This window comes from Bradyrhizobium sp. WSM2793 (genome assembly GCF_000379585.1).
Lineage (GTDB): Bacteria > Pseudomonadota > Alphaproteobacteria > Rhizobiales > Xanthobacteraceae > Bradyrhizobium.
This window is the reverse complement of the sequence record NZ_KB902776.1, coordinates 182,340-206,596: the sequence shown is the minus strand read 5'-3', so window position 1 is coordinate 206,596 and position 24,257 is coordinate 182,340. Positions and strand designations below refer to the sequence as shown.

Annotated in this window: 22 protein-coding genes and 1 pseudogene; 12 read left to right on the top strand and 11 right to left on the bottom strand. The window is 65.0% G+C overall.

The features are described 5' to 3' along the window. Window positions 1-221, bottom strand: a pseudogene (locus A3AS_RS0112170) (IS5/IS1182 family transposase); the annotation flags it as partial. Window positions 222-425: 204 nt separating this feature from the next. Here A3AS_RS0112170 and A3AS_RS0112165 point away from each other — a divergent pair. Both A3AS_RS0112165 and A3AS_RS0112160 read left to right on the top strand, forming a co-directional pair. Next, window positions 426-1,361: a DMT family transporter gene (locus A3AS_RS0112165; protein ID WP_018317862.1), complete on the top strand. Its 936-nt coding sequence runs from the start codon at window positions 426-428 to the stop codon at window positions 1,359-1,361. Window positions 1,362-1,458: 97 nt separating this feature from the next. Then, on the top strand, window positions 1,459-2,436 hold the full coding sequence (locus A3AS_RS0112160; RefSeq protein WP_018317861.1) for a tripartite tricarboxylate transporter substrate binding protein: 978 nt from the start codon (window positions 1,459-1,461) through the stop codon (window positions 2,434-2,436). A gap of 154 nt (window positions 2,437-2,590) precedes the next feature. Here A3AS_RS0112160 and A3AS_RS0112155 read toward each other — a convergent pair whose 3' ends face one another. Further along, window positions 2,591-4,276 (bottom strand): methyl-accepting chemotaxis protein, encoded by a 1,686-nt coding sequence (locus tag A3AS_RS0112155; RefSeq protein ID WP_026201919.1) that lies wholly within the window; start codon window positions 4,274-4,276, stop codon window positions 2,591-2,593. A gap of 258 nt (window positions 4,277-4,534) precedes the next feature. Here A3AS_RS0112155 and A3AS_RS0112150 point away from each other — a divergent pair, with 258 nt between their 5' ends. The 5 genes from A3AS_RS0112150 (at window position 4,535) to A3AS_RS0112130 (ending at window position 10,442) form a co-directional block, all read left to right on the top strand. Then, entirely contained in the window at window positions 4,535-5,578 is a 1,044-nt protein-coding gene (locus A3AS_RS0112150; protein ID WP_018317859.1) for a C-terminal binding protein, read from the top strand. 84 nt (window positions 5,579-5,662) lie between these two features. Beyond that, window positions 5,663-7,009: an ABC transporter substrate-binding protein gene (locus tag A3AS_RS0112145; RefSeq protein ID WP_018317858.1), complete on the top strand. Its 1,347-nt coding sequence runs from the start codon at window positions 5,663-5,665 to the stop codon at window positions 7,007-7,009. A gap of 140 nt (window positions 7,010-7,149) precedes the next feature. Further along, entirely contained in the window at window positions 7,150-8,106 is a 957-nt protein-coding gene (locus tag A3AS_RS0112140; protein ID WP_018317857.1) for a carbohydrate ABC transporter permease, read from the top strand. Continuing rightward, a complete protein-coding gene (locus tag A3AS_RS0112135) occupies window positions 8,099-9,001 on the top strand; it encodes a carbohydrate ABC transporter permease (protein ID WP_018317856.1) in 903 nt (300 codons plus the stop codon). The genes A3AS_RS0112140 and A3AS_RS0112135 overlap by 8 nt, the downstream gene beginning before the upstream one ends. A gap of 85 nt (window positions 9,002-9,086) precedes the next feature. Beyond that, window positions 9,087-10,442 carry an esterase-like activity of phytase family protein gene (locus A3AS_RS0112130; protein WP_018317855.1) on the top strand — a complete coding sequence of 452 codons (1,356 nt, stop codon included), beginning with the start codon at window positions 9,087-9,089 and terminating at the stop codon, window positions 10,440-10,442. Window positions 10,443-10,494: 52 nt separating this feature from the next. Here A3AS_RS0112130 and A3AS_RS0112125 read toward each other — a convergent pair whose 3' ends face one another. From A3AS_RS0112125 to A3AS_RS0112100, 6 genes are all read right to left on the bottom strand, one after another. Continuing rightward, a complete protein-coding gene (locus A3AS_RS0112125) occupies window positions 10,495-11,322 on the bottom strand; it encodes an energy transducer TonB (protein WP_018317854.1) in 828 nt (275 codons plus the stop codon). Continuing rightward, window positions 11,322-11,768, bottom strand: a complete 447-nt coding sequence (gene exbD / locus A3AS_RS0112120) for a TonB system transport protein ExbD (RefSeq protein ID WP_018317853.1) — start codon at window positions 11,766-11,768, stop codon at window positions 11,322-11,324. Before exbD ends, A3AS_RS0112125 begins: the two co-directional genes overlap by 1 nt. A gap of 4 nt (window positions 11,769-11,772) precedes the next feature. Then, window positions 11,773-12,543 (bottom strand): tonB-system energizer ExbB, encoded by a 771-nt coding sequence (gene exbB / locus A3AS_RS0112115; protein WP_018317852.1) that lies wholly within the window; start codon window positions 12,541-12,543, stop codon window positions 11,773-11,775. A gap of 26 nt (window positions 12,544-12,569) precedes the next feature. Further along, the gene (gene hutX, locus A3AS_RS0112110) at window positions 12,570-13,085 is read right to left on the bottom strand and encodes a heme utilization cystosolic carrier protein HutX (RefSeq protein ID WP_026201918.1); all 516 of its coding nucleotides are present in this window, start codon (window positions 13,083-13,085) and stop codon (window positions 12,570-12,572) included. Between the two features lie 24 nt (window positions 13,086-13,109). Further along, on the bottom strand, window positions 13,110-13,442 hold the full coding sequence (locus A3AS_RS0112105) for an antibiotic biosynthesis monooxygenase (RefSeq protein WP_018317850.1): 333 nt from the start codon (window positions 13,440-13,442) through the stop codon (window positions 13,110-13,112). Window positions 13,443-13,536: 94 nt separating this feature from the next. Continuing rightward, window positions 13,537-15,888: a TonB-dependent hemoglobin/transferrin/lactoferrin family receptor gene (locus A3AS_RS0112100; protein ID WP_026201917.1), complete on the bottom strand. Its 2,352-nt coding sequence runs from the start codon at window positions 15,886-15,888 to the stop codon at window positions 13,537-13,539. A gap of 264 nt (window positions 15,889-16,152) precedes the next feature. On the opposite strand from A3AS_RS0112100, the gene A3AS_RS48995 reads away from it, so the two are divergent. Genes A3AS_RS48995 through A3AS_RS0112080 form a run of 4 tightly spaced genes read left to right on the top strand, consistent with a single transcriptional unit; the run spans window position 16,153 to window position 19,207 of the window. Then, window positions 16,153-16,359, top strand: coding sequence for a hemin uptake protein HemP (locus tag A3AS_RS48995; RefSeq protein WP_026201916.1), 207 nt, complete (start codon window positions 16,153-16,155; stop codon window positions 16,357-16,359). A 6-nt stretch (window positions 16,360-16,365) separates the two neighbouring features. Next, window positions 16,366-17,319, top strand: a complete 954-nt coding sequence (locus A3AS_RS0112090) for a hemin ABC transporter substrate-binding protein (protein ID WP_018317847.1) — start codon at window positions 16,366-16,368, stop codon at window positions 17,317-17,319. Beyond that, entirely contained in the window at window positions 17,316-18,407 is a 1,092-nt protein-coding gene (locus tag A3AS_RS0112085) for an iron ABC transporter permease (protein WP_018317846.1), read from the top strand. Before A3AS_RS0112090 ends, A3AS_RS0112085 begins: the two co-directional genes overlap by 4 nt. After that, window positions 18,404-19,207, top strand: a complete 804-nt coding sequence (locus tag A3AS_RS0112080; RefSeq protein WP_018317845.1) for a heme ABC transporter ATP-binding protein — start codon at window positions 18,404-18,406, stop codon at window positions 19,205-19,207. Before A3AS_RS0112085 ends, A3AS_RS0112080 begins: the two co-directional genes overlap by 4 nt. Window positions 19,208-19,259: 52 nt before the next feature. Here A3AS_RS0112080 and A3AS_RS0112075 read toward each other — a convergent pair whose 3' ends face one another. After that, window positions 19,260-20,936 (bottom strand): mucoidy inhibitor MuiA family protein, encoded by a 1,677-nt coding sequence (locus A3AS_RS0112075; protein WP_026201915.1) that lies wholly within the window; start codon window positions 20,934-20,936, stop codon window positions 19,260-19,262. A gap of 180 nt (window positions 20,937-21,116) precedes the next feature. Next, window positions 21,117-21,722, bottom strand: a complete 606-nt coding sequence (locus tag A3AS_RS0112070; protein ID WP_026201914.1) for a response regulator transcription factor — start codon at window positions 21,720-21,722, stop codon at window positions 21,117-21,119. A 206-nt stretch (window positions 21,723-21,928) separates the two neighbouring features. Between A3AS_RS0112070 and A3AS_RS0112065 the strand changes: the two genes are divergently transcribed. Continuing rightward, on the top strand, window positions 21,929-22,966 hold the full coding sequence (locus A3AS_RS0112065) for an AraC family transcriptional regulator (protein ID WP_018317842.1): 1,038 nt from the start codon (window positions 21,929-21,931) through the stop codon (window positions 22,964-22,966). A gap of 3 nt (window positions 22,967-22,969) precedes the next feature. On the opposite strand, the gene A3AS_RS0112060 is transcribed toward A3AS_RS0112065, so the two are convergent. Then, a complete protein-coding gene (locus A3AS_RS0112060; RefSeq protein WP_018317841.1) occupies window positions 22,970-24,181 on the bottom strand; it encodes an NnrS family protein in 1,212 nt (403 codons plus the stop codon). Window positions 24,182-24,257 lie beyond the last annotated feature (76 nt).

Sequence of the window (24,257 nt, the reverse complement as noted above, 5' to 3'; positions counted from 1 at the left end):
GAAAGACCGTACAGCGACTGCAGCAGCACCGCGCGAAACAGCACTAGCACCGGATAGCCTGGACGACCGGGGCTCCCTTCATCCCGCAAATGACCGATCAGCTTCTCGAACCGGTACCACTTGACCAGGCCAGCCAACCGATCCAGCGCCGCATTGGCGCCGGCGCCCTTCGGCATCAGCGCTTCCACAAAGCTCGGCTGTCCTGTCCGCTTCACCGCCATCGATACCTCCAAGGCTTTGCCCTAGGGAATCACAACTGGCGAATTACGCAACAGGCCCACAGGGGGAGAGGGGGAGACGCGCGCCAGCGATGTTCAACATATTAACCGCCAAAGGCGCTCCTCAGGGTTTGCCTGCATTGTAGCATTGCGGCCACGTGGCTTGTGCGGCGACGGCAATCCGGCGCAAGCTTTCGTCCAACGCCAATGACGATTGCTCCGCCCGCGCCAAAGACCGCCAATCCGGCCAGTTGGCTCAACAACCAGCCTTATCTGTTGCTCAGCCTGAGCTCGCTGTTTTGGGCCGGCAACATCGTGCTGGCGCGTCATGTCGGCGCGCATGTGCCGCCGCTGACGGTGACCACGATCCGCTGGTTCGGCGTTTTCCTGATCCTGTTGCCGTTCGCCTGGCCGCATCTGAAGCGCGACTGGCCCGCCTTGCGCAACAGCCTGCCGCTGATGCTGTTCCTGTCGCTGGTGGGCTTCGCCTTCAACAACGCGATCTCGTACTGGGCGATGCAATACACGGAGGCGCTGAACGCGCTGCTGATCCAGTCGGCAGGTCCCCTGTTCGTGGCGCTGTGGTCGCTGGTGCTGTTCGGCGTGCGGCTGACGGGCGGGCAGTTCGCCGGCATCGCGATCTCGCTTCTCGGCGTGCTGATCATCATCCTGCGCGGCGATCTCGCCGCGCTCGCGAGCATCAGCTTCAACAGGGGCGACATCATGTTCGCCTCCTCGCTGGTGGCGTTCGGGATCTACTCGGCCTTCATCCCGCGCCGGCCCAAGATCCACCAGCTGTCCTTCCTGTCCTTCACCACCTGCTGCGGCGCGACGATGCTGCTGCCGACCGCGATCTGGGAGGCAGCAAGCGGCCGCGTGCTGCAATTCGACGGAACGACGCTGGCGACGCTGGGCTACATCCTGATCTTTCCCTCGACGCTGGCCTATCTCTTCTTCAACCGCGGCGTCGCGCTGATCGGCCCGAATCGGGCCGCGCCGTTCTTCCACCTGGTGCCGGTGTTCGGCTCGGCGATGGCGATCCTGCTGCTCGGCGAAAAGCTGCAGCCGTTCCACCTGATCGGCTACGCGCTGGTGCTCGCCGGCGTCGTGATCGCCTCACGCCAGGGCTCCGCGGTGAAGTAATTCCGCGACGCGGAGACAAGGCGACAAACTCGCGCCTTCCGATTTCGACGAGGAGGCGCTAGGTTCCCCGCCAACCAAAAAGAGGGAACGTTCAAACATGCTTTCAGGGCTGATTCGAAACCTGCGTGCCGCCGGAGCGGCCGCATTGTGCCTCGCCGCCGCATCCACGGCCCAGGCCGACAATTATCCGAGCCGCAACATCACGCTGGTTTTGCCGTTCGCGGCCGGCAGCGGCACTGACACGACGACACGGCTGATCTCGCAGCATCTGTCGCAGGCGCTCGGCGTCGGCATCGTGATCGAGAACAAGGCGGGCGCCAACGGCATGCTCGCCGCAAGCTATGTCGCGAAGGCCGCCCCCGACGGCTACACGCTGCTGGTGACGACCAACACCACGCATTCCGCCAATCCCTATCTGCTCAAGAACCTCACCTACGATCCGGTCAAGGACTTCACGCCGATCGCGCGCACCGGCGACCTGCCTTTCATGCTGGTCGTCAATCCGGAAGTGCCGGCCAAGACCGTCGGCGAGCTGGTCGCCTACGGCAAGGCCAATCCGGGCAAGCTGAGCTACGCCTCGGGATCGTCCTCCGCGATCGTCTCGGGTGCGACCTTTGCGCACAATGCCGGGCTCGACCTGCTGCATGTGCCCTACAAGAGCTCGCCGCCGGCGCTCAACGACGTCATGGGCGGCCGCGTCTCGATGATGTTCGTCGACATCCTGACCGGCCTGCCCCACGTCAACGGCAACGCGCTGCGCGCGCTCGCCGTCACCACCAAGGACCGCTCGCCGCTGGTGCCGAACCTGCCCTCGATGCAGGAGGCCGGCGTGCCTGATTTCGACATCTCGTCCTGGCAGGGCTATTTCGGCCCCGCCGGCATGCCGAAGGAGATCGTGACCCGGCTCAACGCCGAGGTCCGGAAGATCGTCGAGAAGCCGGAGATCAAGGCCCAGCTCGCCACGCTCGGCATGGACGCGTTCTCGGGCACGCCGGAGCAGCTCGGCACGTTCGTGAACGAACAACTCGTGCTGTGGGAGAAGCTGATCACGAACGCGAAGATCGAGAAGCAGTAGGACGGTCTCGTGTCCCGGACGCGGCGCTGAGCCGGGACACGGCTCTCGTAGGGTGGGCAAAGCGAAGCGTGCCCACGAGCGTCAGCGAACTAAAAAGAAAGGTGGGCACGGCGCTTGCGCGCCTTTGCCCACCCTACGAATTCAGTGCAAGAATCTACGCCGCGCGCACCTTGGCGAGGAAGCCGTCGACGGCGCTGCGCAGCGCGCCGGACTGATTGTCCAGCTCGCGGGCGTTGGAGAGCACGTCGGTGGCCGCGGTGCCGGTCGCTTCCGCAGCGGAGGTGACGCTGCCGATATGGGCGTTGATCTCGCTGGAGCCCGCCGCGACGGACTGGATGTTGCGGGCGATCTCGCGGGTCGCCTCGCCCTGCTGCTCGATCGAGGCGGAAATGCCGGCGGTGATCTCGCTCATCTCGGCGATGGTCTGGGTGATGCCGGAGATGGCCGTGACCGCGTCGCTGGTCGAGGTCTGCATCGCCGCGACCTGCGCGGAGATCTCCTCGGTCGCCTTGGCGGTCTGGTTGGCGAGCGCCTTGACCTCGGAGGCGACGACCGCGAAACCGCGGCCGGATTCACCGGCGCGTGCCGCCTCGATGGTGGCGTTGAGCGCGAGCAGATTGGTCTGCGCGGCGATCGAATGGATCAGCTTGACGACTTCGCCGATCTTCTCGGCGCCGGTCGAAAGCACCTGCACGGTGGCGTTGGTACGCTCGGCGTCGCTGACGGCGCGGCTGGCGACTTCGGTCGAGCGGGTCACCTGGCGGGAGATTTCCGCAACCGAGCTCGACAGCTCTTCGGCGGCCGCCGCGACCGTGCCGACATTGCCGGAGGCCTTTTGCGAGGCCGCGCCGACCGTCGCCGCGCGCGAGGAGGCGTCGCTGGCAGTTGCGGTCATCGACTGCGCCGTCGTCTGCATGCCGGCCGCGGCCGAGGAGACCGAGCGGACGATGCCGTTGACGCTGCGTTCGAAGTCGCTGGCGATGCCCTCCATCGCGCTGCGACGTTCGGCCGCGACGCGCTCCTTGGCATCGGCTTCGGTCCTTTCGAGGTCGCGGATGCGGACCGCGTTGTCCTTGAAGATCTGGACGGTGGAAGCCATCGCGCCGACCTCGTCGCCGCGGCCAACGCCGGGTATGTCGCCCTCGAGCTTGCCGTCGGCGAGATCCTTCATGCGGGCGCCGAGCAGCGCCAGCGGGCGGCTGATGCCGCGGCCGATCAGCCAGGCGACGCTGCCGGCGACAACGAAAATGCCGAGCATGGCAAAGCCGAGCAGCCAATAGACCGGGCCCATCTTGGCGTCGATGTCGTCGAGATAAGCGCCGGTGCCGAGATACATGTCGAAGCCGGGCACCGCCACCGCGTAGCCGATCTTGCGGATCGGCGTCGGCTGACCGGGCTTCATATATTCATAATGCAGCAGGATCGAACCGTTGGCCTTGACGCCGTCCATCAGCTCGACGGACAGCTTGCGGCCGTTGGTCACGACATCCATGCGATTGGTGCCGATCTGCTTGGGATCCGGCGCGAGCTGCGTGATGCCTTCGTACGACGTACCGAACAGATAGCCCGCGCCGTTGTCGTAGGTCATCGAATTGCCGTAGCGGCGAAGCTCGGCCATGGCCGCGTCCTTCGTCAGCTCGCCGGCGTCGACGCGCTTCTTCAGAGCGCCCGCATAGTTGCGTGCCAGCTCGACGATCGCCTTGGCCTGATCGATGCGCGCATTCACCATCTCGCGCTTCATCAGATAGCCGGCGAGGACGCCGGAGATGCACAGGCCGAACAAGGTGACGCCGACAAGGATGCCGAGCTTCGGGGCGATCTTCAGATTGCTCAACTTCACGATTAGCTCCGGCAATAATGGGATATGGGCGCGCGACAGATCGATCGAAATCGAAACAACTTTTAGGGAGAGAGCCTTAGCAAGTTACTTACGTGCCTCCGTAGAAGCCCGGACGCAGCCGCAAAAAGCGGCAATGTATCCCCACACCGGCAACCGACGATTGTACGCGACCGCTCCGATTTCGCGTAAAAGACGCAAAGGCCCGCCCGCGGAGGCGGGTCACAACAAGAACCGACAAACCAAATCGGGAGCGAGAAAATGCCGAAATACAGGGTGGTGACGCCGAAGGGCGCGAGCTTCACGGTCGCGGGCAGCGACTATTCCTTTGAGCGCGAGGCGCTCGATCCGATCGACGCCGAGATCATCGAGGCTCCCGCCGACGAGGCCGGGTTCATCGCCGCAGCAAAGACCGCGGACGCCATCTATGCCAAGGGCATCCCGATCACCAAGACCATCATCGACAGCTTGCAGACCTGCAAGGTCATCACGCTCGGCTCGGTCGGCGTCGACAGCGTCGACGTCAAGGCGGCCACCGCGCGCGGCATTCCCGTCACCAACATTCCGGACACCTTCATCGAAGAGGTCGCCGATCACGCCATGATGCTGCTGCTCGCCGGCTTCCGCCGCCTGGTCGAGCAGGACCGCATGGTGCGTGACGGCCGCTGGGCGGAGGGCCGGCCAGCGCTGCTCAAGGTCCCGAGGCTGATGGGCCAGACGCTCGGCTTCGTCTCGTTCGGCCGCGTCGCGCGTGCAGTTGCGAAACGCGCGGCGCCGTTCGGCCTGCGCATGATGGCCTACGATCCCTTCATCCAGGAAACGCTGATGTACGACCACGGCGTGATCCCGGCGACGCTGAACGAGGTGCTGTCGCAATCCGACTTCGTCTCGATGCATGCTCCGGCAAGGCCCGAGGTGCATCACATGCTGACCGAGAAGCACTTTCGGCAGATGAAGAAGGGTTCGATCTTCATCAACACCGGGCGCGGCGCCACCGTGGACGAGGAGAGCCTGATCAAGGCGCTGCAGGAGGGCTGGATCGCGCACGCCGCGCTCGACGTGCTGGAGAAGGAACCGCCCTCGCACAACAATCCCCTGCTCGGCATGGAGAACGTGACGCTGACCGCCCACGTGGCGTCGGCCTCGGCACGGTTTGACGAGGCACGCAAGCGCCGCGTGGGCTACGAATTGTCACTGGTGCTTCAGGGCATGTGGCCGGTAAGCTGCGTCAATCCGTCGGTGCTGCAAGACACCACGCTCCGCCGCTGGCAACCCGTCAGCATGGATCGCGGGCCGAACAGCTAGGCGGCCGGCGCCCGAGGCGCCAACGACCGAACGACCCTTCACCGGCGATCAACGCCGGGAAGGGAACATCATAGGGAGGTACTGATGAGGAACGACATCACACGTCGTGATGCCTTGGCGCTGGGCCTATCCGCTGCAACGCTCGCGGCCACCGGTGCTGCAGCGCAAACAACATCATCGACAATCAAGGCCGCCGACGTGGCGGCACCCAAGCTCGAGATCGAGAAGGGCGCATCGCTGCGCATGCTGCGCCCGGTGCGCTTCGTCCAGGCCGACGAGGACGTGTTCCGTGCCAATGCAGCAAAGTTCACCAAGGAGACCGGCGTCGAGGTCAAGGTCGACTTCGTCGGCTGGGAGGACATCAACCAGCAGACCGCGGTGACCTCGAACTCCGGCGCCGGCCCCGACATTATCATCGGCTTCTCCGACGCCCCCCACATCTACGTCGACAAGCTGATCGAGCTGACCGACGTCGCCGATTATGTCGGCAAGCGCTATGGCGGCTGGCTGCCGCTTGCGCAGCGCTATGGCAAGAAGAACAAGAGCGACGCCTGGATCGGCCTGCCGTTCGGTGCAACTGCGGGGCCCCTGATCTACCGCAAGTCGATCCTGCAATCGGTCGGCTTCGACAAGGTGCCGGAAGACCATGCCGGAATCCTCGACCTGTGCCAGAAGCTGCACAAGGCCGGCAAGCCGGCCGGTTTCGCGCTCGGCAACGCCAAGGGCGACGGCAACGGCTTCGCCAATTGGGCGCTGTGGTCGCACAATGCTTCCCTGCTCGACGAGGAAGGTAATGTCGTCATCAACAGCAAGGAGACCATCGCGGCGCTGAACTGGGTCAAGCAGGTCTACCCCACCTTCATCGCCGGCACGCCGTCGTGGAACGACGTCAGCAACAACCGCGCCTATTCCTCGCAGGAGATTTCCCTGACCGCCAACGGCGTCTCGCTGTACTTCTCACTCAAGAACGACCCGGCGACCAAGGCGATCGCCGAGGACAGCGAGCATCAGCTGCTGCCCAAGGGACTGGCCAAGGTCTCTCCGATGGCGGGCCTGACCCTCAATGCCATGGTGTTCAAGCACAGCCCGTACCCCAACGCCGCAAAGGCCTTCCTGCAATACATGCTGGAAAAGGACCAGTACGAGCCCTGGCTCAACGCCAATTCCGGCTACTGGTCGCAGCCGCTCGCCGCCTATGCCGAGGCGGCGGTGTGGTCTCAGGATCCCAAGGTGAAGCTGTTCAAGGACACGATGAACAGCACATACTATGACGGCTATAAGGGCCCGATCTCGACGGCGACCGGAGCCGTCAGCGCCGACTACGTGCTCATTCAGATGTGCGCGTCCGTTGCGACCGGTGCGGCCACGCCAGAGGCCGCCGCCGCGGAAGCCGAGCAGCGCTGCAAGCGGTACTTCCGGCGGCAGCGGTAACGCGCGACGATAGAACCGTCGTCATTGCGAGGAGCATTTGCGACGAAGCAATCCAGACTGCAGCCGCGGCGACAGACTGGATTGCTTCGCTTCGCTCGCAATGACGGTGTGGTGACGTTCAACGATAGGACAACACATTAATGTCCGTGACGACACTCTCCTCTCCCGTACTTGCCCAGCGGCAACCGAACTGGCTGGTGCGGCTGTTCGACTACAAGCCGTTCCTGATCGTGATGTGCCTTGCGCCCGCGATCGGGCTGCTCTCGGTGTTCCTGACCTACCCGCTCGGCCTCGGCATCTGGCTCGCCTTCACCGACACCACGATCGGCCGTCGCGGCGTCTTCGTGGGCCTGGAGAATTTCCAGTATCTGCTCACCGATCCCTTGTGGTGGAACGCAGTGTTCTACAGCGTGGTCTATACGGGCATCGCCACCTTCGGGAAGTTCGCGCTCGGCTTCTGGCTCGCGCTGCTGCTCAACAACCATTTTCCATTCAAGAGCATCCTGCGTGCGATCATCCTCTTGCCCTGGATCGTGCCGACCGTGCTCTCGGCGCTGGCGTTCTGGTGGATCTACGATCCGCAATTCTCGATCATCTCCTATTTGCTGGTCGACGTGCTGCACTGGCGGTCGGGCAATGTCGACTTCCTCGGCTCGCCCTGGCCGGCGCGCTTCTCGCTGATCGCCGCCAACATCTGGCGCGGCATTCCCTTCGTCGCGATCTCGCTGCTGGCCGGTCTGCAGACCATCTCACCCTCGCTCTATGAGGCCGCGATGCTCGACGGCGCCAGCGCCTGGCAGCGTTTCCGCTACATCACCTTCCCGATGATGATGCCGATCCTCGCCATCGTCATGACGTTCTCGATCATCTTCACCTTCACCGACTTCCAGCTGGTCTACGCCATCACCCGCGGCGGACCCGTCAACTCGACCCATCTGCTGGCGACGCTGGCGTTTCAGCGCGGCATCGCCGGCGGCGAGCTCGGCGAAGGTGCGGCGATCGCGGTGTCGATGATCCCGTTCCTGATATTCGCGACGCTGTTCTCCTATTTCGGCCTGGCGCGCCGCAAATGGCAGCAGGGAGAGGCCAATGACTGACACCGTCGCGCAAAGCTCCGCCGTCGCCGACGCGAAAGCGGCACCCGACACCATGGCCTGGGATTCCGGGCTGCGGCGGCTGATGATGATCTACCTGCCGCTCGGCTGCTTCGTGCTGATCCTGCTGTTCCCGTTTTACTGGATGGCGATCACCTCGTTCAAGCCGAACGCGGAGCTGATGAACTACAAGGACCATAATCCGTTCTGGATCTCCTCGCCGACGCTTGCCCACATCAAGCATCTGCTGTTCGACACCGCCTATCCGCGCTGGCTCAAGACGACGATGCTGGTGGCAATCGGCTCGACCACGCTGTCCCTGATCGCGAGCACGCTTGCCGCCTATGCGATCGAGCGCTTGCGCTTCCGCGGCAGTCCTTATGTGGGCCTCGGCATCTATCTGGCCTATCTCGTGCCGCCGTCGATCCTGTTCATTCCGCTCGCCACCGTCGTGGTGCAGTTCGGCCTGTTCGACAGTCCTCTTGCGCTGATCCTGGTCTATCCGACCTTCCTGGTGCCGTTCTGCACCTGGCTGCTGATCGGCTACTTCAAGTCGATCCCCTATGAGCTCGAGGAATGTGCGCTGGTCGACGGCGCAACACGCCTCCAGATCCTGCGGCGGATCACGCTGCCGCTGGCGGTGCCCGGGCTGATCTCGGCCGGCATCTTCTCCTTCACGCTGTCCTGGAACGAGTTCATCTACGCGCTCGCCTTCATCCAGAGCGGCGCCAACAAGACCGTGCCGGTTGCGATCCTGACCGAGCTCGTCACCGGCGACGTCTATCAGTGGGGTGCGCTGATGGCTGGCTCGCTGCTGGGATCGCTGCCGGTCGCGATCTTCTACTCGCTGTTCGTGGACTACTACGTATCCTCGCTGACCGGCGCGGTGAAGGAGTAGATCGCGGCTGCGGCGTTTGGCCCGGTTTCACAAAACTGCAACACGCTGACAGCATAAGGCGAGCGTCCGCCAACAGGAGACGCACATGCGCGCGACTTTTCTCAGCACCGTCGCAACGATCATTCTCGCCGCGAGCCCAGCGCTCGCGCAGAGCGAAGGTGAATTCCCCGCCAAGCTCGCCGGCCACGTGGTGATGCCAGCCGCCACCTTCATCGACGCCCCCGCCGACGCCCCCGCCGATCTCAAGACTTCGGGCAAATACACCACCGGCAAGCGGGTCGACGCGCTCGGCACCGTGATGGGCAAGTCCTATGGGCGCGCGACCGGCGTGTCGCTTCCGTTCAAGGGCCAGCCGCTGCAGGGCCATTCCGGCATCAAGACCATGCCCGATGGCAGCTTCTGGGTCATCACCGACAACGGCATGGGCGCGCGCGCCAACTCGCCGGATTCGATGCTGTATTTGAACCGCTACAAGATGGATTGGGCGAGCGGCAAGATCGATCGTCAGGAGACCATCTTCCTGCACGACCCCGACAAGAAGGTCCCCTTCCGCATCGTGCACGAGGACATCGAGAGGCGCTATCTCACCGGCTCCGACTTCGACACCGAAGGCTTCCAGATCATCGGCGATACCTTCTGGATCGGCGACGAGTTCGGCCCCTACATCCTGAAGGCCGACAAATCAGGCAAGATCCTGGCCGTGTTCGATACGGTTGCCGACGGCAAGCCGGTGCGGTCGCCGGACAATTGGGCCGTGGCGACGCCGGGCGCGCCGGGCGCGACCTACTCCAACGTCAACCTCCGCCGCTCCAAGGGCTATGAGGGCTTCGCGTCCTCCAAGGACGGCAAATTCCTCTACGGCCTGCTCGAGGGACCGCTGTGGGATGCCGAGAAAAAGGACTGGGAGAAGGTCGACGGCAAGGAAGCCTCCCGCATCCTCGAATTCGACGTCGCCGCGGAAAAATTCACCGGCCGCTACTGGCAGTATGTGTTCGAGCAGAACGGCAACGCCATCGGCGATTTCAACATGATCGATCAGGCCTCCGGCCTCATCATCGAGCGTGACAACGGCGAAGGCACCGCCGACAAGGCCTGCCCGCAAGGCACCCGCGGCGAGACCTGTTTTCCGGATCTTGCCAAGTTCAAGCGCATCTACAAGATCGAGCTCACCGAAGCGAATGTCGGCAAGCCCGTGCGCAAGATCGGCTATATCGACCTCATGAAGATCAGGGATCCCGACAAGAAGGCGAGGAAGCCGCTCAACGACGGCGTCTACACCTTCCCGTTCTTCACCATCGAGAACGTCGATCGCGTTGACGACACCCACATCATCGTCGGCAACGACAACAATCTGCCGTTCTCCTCCAGCCGCGATCCCAACAAGGCCGACGACGACGAGTTCATGCTGCTCGAAGTCGCGGACTTCCTGAAGGCGAAATAGGCTGACGCTATGCTCCTCTCCCGCTTCGCGCGGGGGAGGAGTTCGTCGCAAATCAATTACCAAACGCGACGCCCACGTTGATGGGAATCGTCGCATAAGTGATTTCGGACGGCACCGGCGGGAATGGCTGGGCCTGACGCACCATGGCCATGGCCTGGGCATCGAGCATCGCCACACCCGAAGAGCCCCCGAGGCGGCTGGACAGCACCTGACCGCCACGGCCGAGCGTGAAGCTCAGCTTGACCACGCCCCTCTGACCATTCGCACTCGTCGGATACTGGTGGAAGCGCATGAGGTGCGCGCGCACGCGCTGATAATAGGTTGCCATCGCCGAAGCAACTGAGCCGGCACTCACGGCGGATGCCAGCGGAGCCTGACGCTCGGCACGTGGCGGCGCGCTGGTGCGCGGCGCGGGCGGCGCATCCGACGGCTTCCGAGCGTCGGGACGTACCACCCGAGGCTTTGCCGGTGCCGGCTTCTCCACGGGCGCGACTTGCACCGGCTCGGGCTTCGGCGGAGCCGGCTCCAGCTTCTGCTCCGGCGGCGCAACCACGTCCGGCTTTTCCTGCGGCGGCGTCGGCGCGATCGTCTCTTCGACGGCCTGCTGCTGCATCGGCTCCGGCGGCGACGCATCCGCCTGCTCCATCACGGGGCCCGGCGCGATATCGAGCGGTGTCGACGGCGGCGCCGATGTCTCCGGCGTCATGTCGATGAGGATCGCCGGCATGTTGACACCTTGCTCGGGCTGCGACCTGATCCAGTTCATCGCCAGCAGTGCGGCGGCGATGTGCAACGCCACAATCACCGCCGCCGATGCGCCCCAGCGCGCGGTCTCGCGCTCTCGAAGCGGCTCGTGCAGGGCAAAGGCGTTCGCGGCCATCAGTTGCGTCCGTCGAGGCCGACGAGGGCGACCTTGAGGTAGCCGGCGTTACGCAGGGTGTTCATCACTTCCATCAGGTCGCCGTAGGAGACGGCCTTGTCGGCGCGCAGATAAATGCGCTCGTCCTTACGGCCTTTGATGACGGCATCGAGGGCGGCGGCGAGACCGTCGCGGGCCATCGTGTCCTCGCCAACGGCAATTGTGAGATCCGGCTTCACCGTCACGAAGGTCGGCTTGTCCGGCCGCGGCGCCGGCTCGGCTGCGGTCGCGGGCAGCTCGACACCGATATCGACGGTGGCGAGTGGGGCTGCCACCATGAATATGATCAGCAGCACCAGCATCACGTCGATGAACGGCGTGACGTTGATCTCGTTGACGACGTCGAGATCATCCGGGTCACCGCGCTTGAGCGGAGATCCCCCGCGCGCGCCGAGCTTCGCAGCCATGAGCCTACTCCGCCGCCCGCGCCAGGCGGAACTCCCTGTGGTCGCGCTGACGGCTGACCAGCAGCATCAGCTGCGCCGAGGCATCGCCGAGCAGCGCGCGGTAATTGGCGATGCCGCGGACCAGATGATTGTAGATCACCACCGCCGGGATCGCCGCGACGAGGCCGAGCGCGGTGGCGAGCAGCGCTTCCGCGATGCCCGGCGCGACCACCGCGAGGCTGGTGGTGTGGCTCTCGGAGATGCCGATGAAGGCGTTCATGATGCCCCAGACGGTACCGAACAGGCCGACGAAGGGCGCGGTGGCGCCGATGGTCGCGAGCACGCCGGTGCCGCGCGCGATCTGTCTGGACATTGCCGCCTCCACCCGCTCGAGCCGCAGCGCCACCCGCTCCTGGAGGCCGTCGTCGAGGATACCGCTGGAGAGCTCGGCTTCCCTGGCGCAGGACTGGATCAGCTGGGCGACGGCGTCGCGCGCGTCACCGGCCCGTGACGATACCTCGGCCAGTGTCATGTTGCCTTCGAGCGCGCGCGTCCGCCGCAAGGCGAGTGCACCCTTGCGACGCAGCTCGATGGTCTTGGCGAGCCACACCGTCCATGTCACCAGCGAGGCGACGGCGAGCCCGATCATCACCGTCTTCACGATGATGTCGGCGCTGACGAACATGCCCCAGGGCGACAGATTGCGCGGTAACAGGGCTTCGTCGATCGCGAAGGCCGGTGTCGGCGCCAGCGCGATTGCAACGACCATTTGCCGAAGCCTGGACTTGCCTTGCATCCTGATCTCCCGACAACAAAAGAAAGCTACGCAGCCGGCTGCGCCGCGATCCGGGCCGCGAGCTGCCGGAACCGCGCCAGCTGATCAGCCCGCAGCGCCCTTGTCTCGTCGCGGCCGACGAAGACCTTGAACATGATGCCGCCGTCGGCGTTCACGAACGCGACGAAGGCCGACGACTTGCCCATGAACGGGCGTTCGACGAAGGCGACGCCTGCGCAGCGCTCGTGGCGAAGATGGCCGTGCAGACCCTTCGGCTGCATCAGGTTGAAGTAGCCGCGGCCGATCTCGCCCGCGGGAATGGCGCCCGTGAACTCGAAGATCGCGTCATCGGTGTGCACGATCAGCGTGACCTCGCCCCACTCCGCGATGTCCTGCATGGCGGCGGCAAAATGCTCGCCGCCGCCAATATGCACCATGGAGGATGGCAGCGCCTCGATCACGCTGCGCGGGGTGACCTTGCGCTGGCGCGCAACGTCCTCGATCACCGCGCCCGGATTGTCGGCCATATGGGCCCTGAGATCGGCAAGATCGGTGCTCAACATGTCCGGCTCCTCTGCCATTGCAATCTAGGCGGCCGCGGCCTTGCGCTCGCTCTGGATCACCTCAAAGCCTTCGAACTTGGGATGGCCGAGATACAGGCTCTCGCCGGTCGAGTTGTCGGCGCGGGCATGGGCACGACGAAACTGGTCCGAGCGCGTCCAGGCCTCGAACGCCGCCTTGTCGACCCAGGTGGTGTGCGACGAATAGAGCGTGTGGTCGTCGGCCTCAGGGCCCTTCAGCAGGTGAAACTCGACGAAGCCCGGCATGCTGCCAAGATAGGATTCACGGGTGGCCCAGACGGTTTCGAACGCGGTCTCCGCGCCCTTCTTCACCTGGAAACGATTCATGGCGATGAACATCAAAGTCTCTCCTTCTGATCAAAACGAAACACGCCGAAGCCGCGCTGGAGCATCAGCGCGGCCCGGCGGAGATGTGGTGCTGCGAAGCTGGCGGCTACGCACCTCCAAAGTGAATCTTCATGCCGGCCTTGTAGACCCTGCCCGGTCCCGGGGCTGACCAAAGCACGTCGTTCTGCGACGTGCCGTCGGTCGAGCTGCCGGGAATGGCGTAAGGCCGGTAGTACTGGTTCAAGAGATTGTCGATCGAAGCCGTGAACACGATGTCCCTGGTCGCATTGTAGGTCATGTACAAATTGACCAGCTCGTAGCCGGTCGCAGGCAGATAGCCGACGGGTACATCGTTATTGGCACCGAACGAGGCCCATTGCGCCGACAGGATCAGGGTGCGATCGAGCAGGCGGACGCCGCCGGTGGTGACGACCTTGCGCGGGGTGATGGTCGCGAGCCCGACATTGGTGACAGCGTTCTTGCCCTGGATGTAGTGACCGGCGACACCGATGAACCAGCTGCCGGCATCGTACATCGTCTCCGCCTCGAAACCCTGGATGCGGGCATTGGCGATGTTCTGGTACTGGTAGTACTGGCTGAAAGAGCCGAACGGTGGCACCGCGACCCGCGCCGAGGCGACGAGGTCGATGTAATCGCTGACATCGTTGCGGAACAGATTGATCTTGCCGCGGAACGAGTCATTGGCGCTGAAGATGTTGTCGTACTTCAGATTGAAGCCGACCTCCTTGTTCTTGCCGACCTCAGGACGGAGGTTCGGGTTGGGCAGGAAGCAGAACAGGCCAACAGTGCCGTCAGGACAGGGGAAGAAGGCCGGTCCGCCACCGGTTGCATGCGCGCCGGAGATCACGGTCTCGGTGATCGATGGGGCGCGATAGCCTTCGGCGTAGCTGACATAAGGCTGGAAGCCCGGGACCGGCGTCACACCGAGGGTGATCTTGGGCGAGAAGCGATCGCCACTCGCATTGGTACCGCCGGACTGCAGATTGTAACGGTCATAGCGGATCGCGCTCACCGCCTCGAACCAGGTGTTGTAGTTCTGTTTCAGTTGAATGAAGCCGCCCGACACGGTGCGGATGCCACCCGGCGTGGTGATGTTGGAATTGCCGCGGCTGTCGGTCGTGATGACGTCGTCCTGGAATGCGTCGACGCCGTAGGTCACGGCATTGCGCCAGTCGCCGACGTTGAAGCGCGTGGTGTTGTTGGCGTCGAAGCCAAACGTATCGAGGACATAGCCGCGCTTGTCGCCGACACAGCCGGAGATGTTGTTGCCGACATTGCCGGCGCCGCAATAGGCCGCGCCGGATGTCGAGTAGTGATAGGTCTTGGTCTGGTCGTTGTCGGTGCGATTGCCGTAGACCGATATGTGCGAGTCGAACAGATTGTCGCTCGGCAGCGAATAGTTCCAGGTCACCGTTCCGGTGTAGTTCTTGGTGTCGGACGCATAGACCGACGAGCCCTGATACAGCGCGCGCTGCGCCGCCGTCGCGACCGGGCCGCGGTTGAACTGGCCGACATCGTACTGGTAGTCCTGAAAGACGGCGCCGAACTTGACCTCGTGGCCGATCGCGGGCCGCACCGTGAGCTTCATCAGCCCGGCCTCGACCTGGTTGCCGGTGTTGCCGATCTCGGTGCCGTTGCCGTCCTTGTAATTGCCTTGGGTGCGATAGACCGCGCCGCCGAAGATATCGACGTCGGGCGTGGCGCGCACGCCGCCGAAGACCGAGCCGAGGCCGCGATTGTTGTTGGAGCCGTAGGAGCCGGAGAGATCGACGCCCCAGCGCTCGCCAGGACGTAGCACGTCGTCGATGTCCTTGGTGCGGAACGAGACCAGGCCGCCGATTGCGCCGGAGCCGTAGATGTTGGCGGTCGGACCGCGCACGACGTCGACACCGCCGATCAATTCGGGATCGAGGAAGAAGGAGCCGTTGGCGTTGTGGCCGGTGCGCTGGTAATTCTGCCGCGCGCCGTCGACGACCACGGCGACGCGGCCGAAATCCTGCAGGCCGCGGATGTTGATGACGGTCGCGGGATCGTCGCCGCGTTCCTGGAACGACACGCCGGGTACAGCATAGAAGATGCCCGACAGCCGGTTCGGCTGAAGACCCTGGATCTGGTCGAGCGAAATGGAGCTGACCGGCGCGAGCGCATCGATCGCGCGCTCCTTGGTTTTCGTTGCAGCGACCGTGATGGTGTCGAGCGTCTGAACCGGCGCGGTGCCGCTGGCCTGGGCTCGGGCGTTGAGGACCTCCGGCGCTGCCTGTTGCGCGACCAGCGGCTTGGTCGGCTTGCGCCTGGCCTGCCTCGGCCGTTCCGTCGACGCACTTTCGGCCTGCGGCGCGGCGGTCTGCGCAAGACCGCTCTCCGTCGTCATTGCCGCAAATGAAACCACCGACGCGCCCAAAATCAAGGCGCGCGAATACCTAGCCCCGTCAGCCATATCAGCCCCAGCCTGCACTTCACTCTATTTTTTCAGGTCGTTTGGCTGGCGTGCGTTCGCAACGCGAACGACTGGCTGGCTGATTTTCTCGAGACGCGGGCAAGTCACCCCGCCGCCATAATTGGTTACGTGGCAACACTCTGACGGTCAATGACATCAGCTTGCAGTTTATATCGATTGTAAATTGCGGCCGTTGGAATGCGCTTCGTGCCGCTTATACAAACAAGCAGCACTCCAGAGTTTCGAAAGCGCATCACACCCAACATGTCGGCAACATCAGGAGACAGCAGCGGCGACGCGGCGGGGTCGGCAGGAAGCCCTTCTGCGACAACGCGAACCCTCACCATGCGTGGGAGCCGGATCGACAGTCGCGAGCTTTTTGCGGTCGAGCGCGAGATCATCATCGCACACGGCGAGGACAGCTATCGGCTTCGCCTCACCTCGCAGAACAAGCTGATCTTGACGAAGTAACCTGTAATGACATTTTGTCGCACCCTCGCAAGCCTCCTGCTCTCCAGCACGATCGCGCTCGCCTCTGCCGCGCACGCCGCCGGCATCACCGTGCATGACGCGCGCAATCGCGACGTCGCCGTGACCGACTTCGCGCGCACGGTCTCGATCGGCGGCGCCATCACCGAGATCATCTATGCGCTCGGGCTCGAGAACCGGCTGGTCGGCGTCGACACCACCAGCCTTTATCCAGCGACGGCGCTGCAAGACAAACCCAATGTCGGCTACATGCGCCAGATCTCCGCCGAAGGCGTGTTGGGCCTCAATCCCACCCTGATCCTGGCAATTCAGGGCTCGGGCCCGCACGCGACCATGGAGATCCTGGAAACGGCGAAAGTGCCGTTGGTGCTGGTGCCCGACACCTTCTCCGAGGACGGACTGATCGAGAAGATAAGACTGGTCGGCCACGCCATGGGTGTCGACGCGCGCGCCGCGTGCCTGAGCGCCGCGGTCGGCGCCGATTTTGCCCAGCTGCGCGCCCTGCGCGCCAAGGTGACCAAGCCGGTGCGCGTGATATTCGTGATGTCGCTCCAGAACGGGCGCGCCATGGTCGCCGGCCACAAGACCGCGGCCAACGAGATCATCCAGCTCGCCGGCGCCGCGAATGCCGTCGACGATTTCGAGGGCTACAAGATCATCGGTGACGAGGCGATCGCGGCGGCAAGACCCGACGTGGTGCTGTCGATCGAGCGCGGCAAGGACTCGCTGCAGGCCGACGCGATCTATGCCCATCCCGGCTTCGCCCTGACGCCGGTCGTGGCCAACAAGGGCCTCATCACCATGGACGGGCTCTATTTGCTCGGCTTCGGACCACGGACGGCGGCGGCGGCGCGCGACCTTTCGGTGAAACTCTATCCGGCGTTGGCCGAACCGGGCGCTGCCTTCACCTCGGCGCTGTCGGCGGCGAATTGCCGGCAATGAGCGTGGCGATCGGCATGGAAGCGCGCGGCACGGAACGACGCGCCAACGCGCGGCGGCGGTCCGCATCGCTCGCAATTCCTCTCTTGATCGCATTGCTCGCGGTCGCCGCGATCGTGGCGCTGAGCTTCGGCGCCGCCGGCATTCCCCTCTCCCGCCTGCCTGCTGCACTGGGGCTATCAGGCGAAAGCACGGCCATGACGGCCCGCGACCAGCTCGTGCTGTGGTCGATCCGCGTCCCCCGGATCGCGGCGGCGGCGATGGTCGGCGGCCTGCTCGCGGCCGCCGGCGCGATCATGCAAGGACTGTTTCGCAATCCGCTCGCTGATCCCGCGCTGGTCGGTGTCTCCAGCGGCGGCGCGCTCGCAGCCGCAAGCGCGATCGTCTTCACCGATTCGCACTTCGGCGAGACGCTGCGCTTCCTCCAGACCGAGCTCCTGCCGCTCGCGGCATTCGCGGGATCGCTGGCCACGACTGCGATCCTCTACGGCATATCGAGCCGCTCGGGGCGCACCTCGATCGCGGTCTTCCTGCTCGCCGGCGTCGCCATCACCGCCATCGCCAATGCCGGCATCGGGCTGCTGGTGTTCGTCGCCGACGACCGCCAGCTCCGCGACATCACGTTCTGGCTGCTGGGCTCGATGAGCGGGGCGACCTGGACCAAGGCCGCCATGCTGGCGCCCATTCTCATCATCGGGCTTGGCGCCTGTGCCTTCATCGCGCGCGGCCTCGATCTTCTGGTGCTTGGCGAGGCCGACGCCTTTCACGGCGGCGTCGACGTCGAGCGTCTCAAGCGAATCTCGATCGTCATGGTCTCCGCCATGACCGGCGTCGCGGTGTCGATCAGCGGCGTCATCGGCTTCGTCGGCATCGTCGTGCCGCATCTGCTCCGTCTCGTCATCGGACCTGCGCATCGACTGCTGCTGCCGGCCTCGGTGCTATCAGGCGCGATCCTGATGGTCGGCGCCGACACGCTGGCGCGCACCATCGTGGCGCCGGCGGAGATGCCGATCGGCATCCTGACCGCAGCGGTCGGCGCGCCGGTCTTCCTCTTCATCCTGCTGCGGCAGCGCGGGCTCGCCTCGCTATGAGCGCCGTGATCGAGGCGCGCGGCTTGAGCAAGCGCGCCGGCCGCGCGACGCTGCTCGATGGCGTCGACCTGACGGTTGCGGCCGGCGAGATGGTCGCGATCATCGGCCCGAACGGCGCCGGCAAGTCGACGCTGCTGCGGTTGCTCTCCGGCGATCTCCGCCCGAACGAGGGTGCGGTGCGTCTGAAACAGCGCGATATCAGCAGCTATCCGCCGCGCGAGCTCGCCGCACGGCGCGCGATGCTGTCCCAGCACATCAACGTCACCTTCCCCTTCACCGTCGAGGAGATCGTGCTGATGGGCTCGAGCGAGCGCAGCGCGCGTGAAGCAGGCGCGCTCGTCGACGCGGTCCTCGACGAGGTGGGGCTCGCGCATTTCCGCGAACGGCAACTGCCGACGCTATCAGGCGGCGAACAGCAGCGCGCCCATTTCGCCCGCGTGCTGGTGCAGCTCGCCTGCGGCGAAGCCGAGCACGGCCCGGGACTTCTGCTGCTGGACGAGCCGACCTCGAGCCTGGATCTGCGCCACCAGATCGACCTCGTCGAAGCCGCGCGTCGCCGTTCGGCCGGCGGCACGGCCGTGATCGCGATCCTGCACGACCTCAATCTCGCGATCCGCTTCGCCGACCGGCTCGTCGTGCTGGCCGGCGGCAGGCTCGCCGCAGATGGCTCGCGCGCCGATGTCGTCACCCGCGAAACCATCCGCGAGATCTTCGAGATCGATGCCGTTGTCCATCAAGACGACGACGGCGTGCCTTACGTGCTTCCGCAGTCGATGCGGGCGGCGGCGCCGCCACGATGAAGGTGCGCTCCCTTGCGGGGCGAGGGAGCGCACCTCGTTCGTGGCCAGCAACCTACCCCGCCGGGACGATCACCATGCTCTTGTCCTTCGGCCAGCGGATGCGCCAGGCGAAGTTGATATCCTTGACTTCGCCCGGCTTGGCGTCGAACGACCATTCCAGCACGCCGCGGCGGTCACGGATGTTGCTGGCGGTCGGCGGCGTGGTCGCGGGCAGCATTTCGACGACGATGTCCTCGCTCTCGCTGACCGGCAACTGATCCTCGATCGCAACCTTGATCGGGAAATCATGACCGTTGCGGATGGTGGTCTTGAACGTACGCTCGTCGGTCTTGGACGTCGTGACCAGGACACCGGCCGAGCCCTCATTGCGCTTGAGCACCGCGCGCTCGATTCTCACCTTGTCGTCGGCGCCGAAGCCCAGCCGCACGATGTCGTCCTTGGCGGAAGCGGAGAGCTTGCCGCGACCGACAAAGACGCCGTCGCGGTAGATCGCGACCTTGCCCGGCAGCAGCGTCGTGTCATCGGTCTGCTTGAAGCTGGCTTCGAGGAAGGCGGTCGGGTCCAGCACCGGTGCGGCGCGGACCGCCAGGTCGGCGGGCACCGTCATCGCTGCAATCCGCAGGCTCTTGGCGCCCTCGGCGGCGCCGAGGCTGACGCGGCCGGGAATTTTGAACGTCGCCTGGAAATCCCCGATCTCGGCAATTGCCTGCTGCTCGTCGGCACGTTCGCGCGGCTCGGCCGCTTCCGCAATCTTGGCCATCGCTGGCGATTGCATCTGTCGCAGAACCGGCGCGGGCCGCGCCAGATCGGAGACCGAACCTGCTGCCAGCGGCTTCGGCACCTGTGGATATTGCGCGACCAGCGAATGCAGCTCCGGCGCACTGCCGCCGCGGCTGATGCGGGTCGTGGAGACGCCGAGCGTCACGTTGGACCAATCCTCGCCGGTCGATTGCGTGATCTCGGCGCGGCGGATCAGCTCGAGCTGCGGCTTGCGATCCTTGGCGCCCGTGTCGAGCCGAGCGTCATAGAGCGGCATCCAGCGCGCATTGCGCACGGCGTAAGTCACGCGCAGCGTCGCCTTCGTCGCAGCAGTCGCGGCAACGTCCATGCGAACCTCGAGCTTGCTCGGCGGCTTGGCCTTGCGCTCGACCTCGAGTTGGGCGATCTGCCGGTCGATTTCCCGCGTCTTGCGCGTGGCATCGCGGATGACGGTGTCGGCGCTCGCAATTTCTTCGCCGACCGCAGCAAAGGCCGCGCGCCATTCGGCGATCGGCCGCGCCTCACCCTTGTCGCCGATCCCCGCGGGAGAGGTTTCCGCAAAGTGCTCCGCAAACTTGCGCCGCGCATTCGCCGAGTCGATCGCGCCCTGCAAATCGGCGCGCTGATCGTTCAAGGCCTCGATGCGCTTTTCCAGCTCGGGCAGATTGACCGGCGCGGCGCGAGGCGACCGCGCATCGATCGTGCCGATGGTGAGCTTTGCGCCGCCCTCACCCTCGACCCGGATGGAGGAGGCATCGAGACCAAGCGGGAAATCCTTGGCGACCAGGGTCGAATCCCCGGACGGCAGGTCGACCGTGATGACGCGGGTGACGGTGGCGCCATCGGGGTAAACCGTGACCGTATCGATCGCCGATGTAGCGTCCAAATCGGCGGCCCATGATGGCGAGGCCGCCGCCATGGTGACCAGAACCAGGCTTGTCGTTGCCAAATATCTTGCGGTGATGCGCATGAAGTCCCTCCTGCCGTATCGCCGCGCCGCCAGCCGGACGCGCGCGATCAAATGCCTCGCCAACATGGTTGGACGCGGCAGGGAAGGAACTGGTTCGATTGGGGTTTCCGTGGGGCGCCGCCGCGGCGGCACCAAGGCTGCGGAACGTATCGCCCTCGGCAGGCCTCAGGCCTGGGTGGGCTACCCCTGGCCGAAGATGCGGCGGAGCAGATCGGTCACGTTCTTGGCCCCGGCCTTCTTCAGGACGCCGGCGCGATAGCCCTCGACGGTCCGTGCGCTCAGATGCATGCGCCGGGCGATCTCCTTGTTGGTCAGGCCGGCCGCGAGGTGCTCGAGCACGTCGCCCTCACGCTCGGTCAAGGGCTCGCGGCCGGGCAGCCAGCGCTGCCGGCTCGTGCCGGGCTGCGCGAATTCGTCGATGGCGGCATCGATCCGGCCGATGATGTCGTGGGTGCGGAAAGGCTTTTCGATGAAGTCGGTCGCGCCGCTCTTGATGGCGTCGACCGCCATGGCGATGCTGCCATTCGCCGAGGTCACCAGCACAGGCGCCATGCAATTTTCCTCGCGCAGGCGCCTGAGCATGTCGAGGCCGGAGCGATCGGGTGGCAGCTCCATCAGCACGCAGGCCGGCATGCGTGCCTTTGCTTCGGACAGGAGTGAGGCACCGTCAGCGAAGCAGATCACGTCATAGGCGCTCTGTTGGAGCGCGGTCGAAAGTTGTTCGCGGGAGGCAGCGTCGGTGTCGATGACGAATACCTCGCCCTTGGAAAGCATGTTCCCCGGCATAATCCCGATCCAGCAATGTCTTGGTCAAATGGGTCCGAGACGGAAAGCGGGCCGCATCGCCCTGCCGCGTCGTCGTGAGCACGGCATTCACGCCAGTGCTTCGGTTTCCCCTATGTATGTTCCGGCCGGTTCCTGGATTTGACGGATCGAGACAGAAATTTTACATTTCGGGACATCTGCGGGAATGGCTGGCAGGAACGGTTCGCATGACCGACCTCGTTCGCAGCGCAGGCTTGAGCTATTACCCGGAAATCGCCCGGTCGGTGGGGCTCGATCCCAAACAGATGATGCGCAAGGCCAGGCTGCCGCTGGCCTGCCTCGACAAGCCCGATACGCCCATTGCCGTCGCAGGCCTGCGCCGTCTGCTCGAATTGTCGGCGGAGACCTCCGGCGCCGAAGATTTCGGCTTGCGTCTCGCCGAGCGCGGCGGCCTGACCAATTTCGGTGCGGTCGGCCTGATCGTGCGCGAACAGGCGACTGTCGGCGAGGCGATCGACGCATTTTCGCGCTTCATCCACATCCATCATGACGGCATGCGGGTGGATGTTGCGCGCGACCGGCAGATCGTGACGGTCACGCTGCACCTGCGCGGCAGGCGGCCGAGCGCGCCGCGCCAGGCGATCGACATGGCGCTCGGCAGCATCCACCGCATCATCCAATCGCTGCATGGCCAAGACTGGCGGCCGCAGGAGGTCCAGCTGCATTACCCGCCGCCGCGCGATCGCAAGCGCTACCGCGAATTTTACGGCTGCCGCGTGACCTTCAACGCCGAGCACGATGCGATCCTGCTCTCGGCGCGCGACATGGAGCGCCGGATCCCGAGCGCGCATCCGCTGATCGCAAGCTATCTGCGCAAGCGGATCGAGGCGATCGAAACCCGGCCCGCAAGCTGGGAGGGGAAGGTCGACGAGGTCGTACGGACCTTGCTCGCCAGCGGCGACTGTACGGTCGAGCGCGTGGCCGAGCATCTTGCCTGCACCCGCCGCACCATCCACCGCCACCTCGCTGCCTCAGGCACCAGCTTTTCGGCCATCCTGGATGCGCAACGTGCCGATCTCGTGATCCAGCTGATCGAGGACCCCGGCCGGCCGTTGGCTGACATCGCGATGCAGCTCGGCTTCTCCGCGCAGAGCGCCATGGCACGCTGGTTCCGCGGCCGGTTCGGCTGCACCATAACCGACTGGCGCAAAGGCGTTCGGCCTCCGACGCCGCCGCCCGATGCGCCCTCGGCGACCGCAGCTTGAGTATCAGCGCGCCGGAGCAGGCACGCCCATCGTGGCGAGGGCACGCCGCCGGCTGCCGGCGAGCAGCGGGCCGAACGCGACGGCAAATCCGAGGAACGCGACGAGCCAACCGCAGGCGGCGATGTGCAACAACACATCGCTATGCGCGGGCAACACCACGGCGGCGACCCGGGCCAGGGCCGCGATGATGATCGCAGCATAGATTGCCTGCGTCGCCGGCGAAGCGGTCAACGCCTGTCCGGTATGGCCGAGGCTCGCGCGGGTCATCACCGCCAGTGTCATGGTTCCCGCCGCGCCCGCCATCCAGGCGTGGATGCCGGCGCTTGGCGGCAGCGCTCCGAAAACAGCGACGGCGTGTAGGATGAAGCCGAGAGGCACGAAGACGTAGCCAATATGCAGGATCACCAGCAGTCGCTCGCCAAACGTGCGATCACCGGCCCAGCGCGCAAGCCGCACCAGATGCAGCCCGCCGACCAACGCCATCAGGACACCGGTGACGGCATTCAGCGGCGCCACGATCCAGAAGATGAGCGCGAGCGCGCTGCATCCGATCACTGCGCCGTCGAAGCGTCCGAACGGCACCGGCAGGCGGCCGGGATTGAACTTGACCAGCCAGTTGCGGGTAAAGCTCGGAATGATGCGGCCTCCGATCAGCGAGATCAGCAGCATGACCACACCGACGCCGACGCGGATGCTGACATCGGCCGCGCCCTGGTAGTGCGCCTCGAGATGAAAAGCGACGTTGCCGGCGAGCAGAACGGACACCAGCGCCACCACGGGCAGGTTGCGCCAGTTGCCGCCTGCGATGATCTCGCGCGCCGCGGCGGCGACGACCAGCGCCAGGAAGGCGGCATCGACGAGAAGCGCAAACGCCCAGCCGGTATCGGCCGACAACGTCACCGCGATACGCCCGGCAAGCCAGACCATCACTAACGCCCCCAGCGAGGTGCCCTGGATCGGCAGCCGCCCGGTCCAGTTCGGGATGGCCGTGAACAGGAACCCGGTGATGACAGCCGGCAGGAAGCCATAGAGCATCTCGTGGACGTGCCAGTCGCGCGGCGCGAATGCGGAACTCACCGACAATTCACCGTAGAACATCGGCAGCCAGGCCAGGATCGACAGCCCCGCCTGGATCGCGGCGAGCAGGAAAAAGGGCCGAAAACTGTTCGCAAACAGCGGCCAGCCCTCAAAGTTGCGGGATCGGGCGCCAGCCATGGGGTCAACTCCAATAAAATTCAGTCCGTTGTCTGGAAAAATACTGCCACTCAGCCGTCCCGTTTTGCGCTATCGC

Coding starts and splice junctions, on each gene's coding strand:
- A3AS_RS0112165 (WP_018317862.1), top strand. CDS start 426: ATGACGATTGCTCCGCCCGCGCCAAAGACCGCCAATCCGGCCAGTTGG.
- A3AS_RS0112160 (WP_018317861.1), top strand. CDS start 1,459: ATGCTTTCAGGGCTGATTCGAAACCTGCGTGCCGCCGGAGCGGCCGCA.
- A3AS_RS0112150 (WP_018317859.1), top strand. CDS start 4,535: ATGCCGAAATACAGGGTGGTGACGCCGAAGGGCGCGAGCTTCACGGTC.
- A3AS_RS0112145 (WP_018317858.1), top strand. CDS start 5,663: ATGAGGAACGACATCACACGTCGTGATGCCTTGGCGCTGGGCCTATCC.
- A3AS_RS0112140 (WP_018317857.1), top strand. CDS start 7,150: ATGTCCGTGACGACACTCTCCTCTCCCGTACTTGCCCAGCGGCAACCG.
- A3AS_RS0112135 (WP_018317856.1), top strand. CDS start 8,099: ATGACTGACACCGTCGCGCAAAGCTCCGCCGTCGCCGACGCGAAAGCG.
- A3AS_RS0112130 (WP_018317855.1), top strand. CDS start 9,087: ATGCGCGCGACTTTTCTCAGCACCGTCGCAACGATCATTCTCGCCGCG.
- A3AS_RS0112125 (WP_018317854.1), bottom strand. CDS start 11,322: ATGGCCGCGAACGCCTTTGCCCTGCACGAGCCGCTTCGAGAGCGCGAG.
- exbD (WP_018317853.1), bottom strand. CDS start 11,768: ATGGCTGCGAAGCTCGGCGCGCGCGGGGGATCTCCGCTCAAGCGCGGT.
- exbB (WP_018317852.1), bottom strand. CDS start 12,543: ATGCAAGGCAAGTCCAGGCTTCGGCAAATGGTCGTTGCAATCGCGCTG.
- hutX (WP_026201918.1), bottom strand. CDS start 13,085: ATGTTGAGCACCGATCTTGCCGATCTCAGGGCCCATATGGCCGACAAT.
- A3AS_RS0112105 (WP_018317850.1), bottom strand. CDS start 13,442: ATGTTCATCGCCATGAATCGTTTCCAGGTGAAGAAGGGCGCGGAGACC.
- A3AS_RS0112100 (WP_026201917.1), bottom strand. CDS start 15,888: ATGGCTGACGGGGCTAGGTATTCGCGCGCCTTGATTTTGGGCGCGTCG.
- A3AS_RS48995 (WP_026201916.1), top strand. CDS start 16,153: ATGTCGGCAACATCAGGAGACAGCAGCGGCGACGCGGCGGGGTCGGCA.
- A3AS_RS0112090 (WP_018317847.1), top strand. CDS start 16,366: ATGACATTTTGTCGCACCCTCGCAAGCCTCCTGCTCTCCAGCACGATC.
- A3AS_RS0112085 (WP_018317846.1), top strand. CDS start 17,316: ATGAGCGTGGCGATCGGCATGGAAGCGCGCGGCACGGAACGACGCGCC.
- A3AS_RS0112080 (WP_018317845.1), top strand. CDS start 18,404: ATGAGCGCCGTGATCGAGGCGCGCGGCTTGAGCAAGCGCGCCGGCCGC.
- A3AS_RS0112075 (WP_026201915.1), bottom strand. CDS start 20,936: ATGCGCATCACCGCAAGATATTTGGCAACGACAAGCCTGGTTCTGGTC.
- A3AS_RS0112070 (WP_026201914.1), bottom strand. CDS start 21,722: ATGCCGGGGAACATGCTTTCCAAGGGCGAGGTATTCGTCATCGACACC.
- A3AS_RS0112065 (WP_018317842.1), top strand. CDS start 21,929: ATGACCGACCTCGTTCGCAGCGCAGGCTTGAGCTATTACCCGGAAATC.
- A3AS_RS0112060 (WP_018317841.1), bottom strand. CDS start 24,181: ATGGCTGGCGCCCGATCCCGCAACTTTGAGGGCTGGCCGCTGTTTGCG.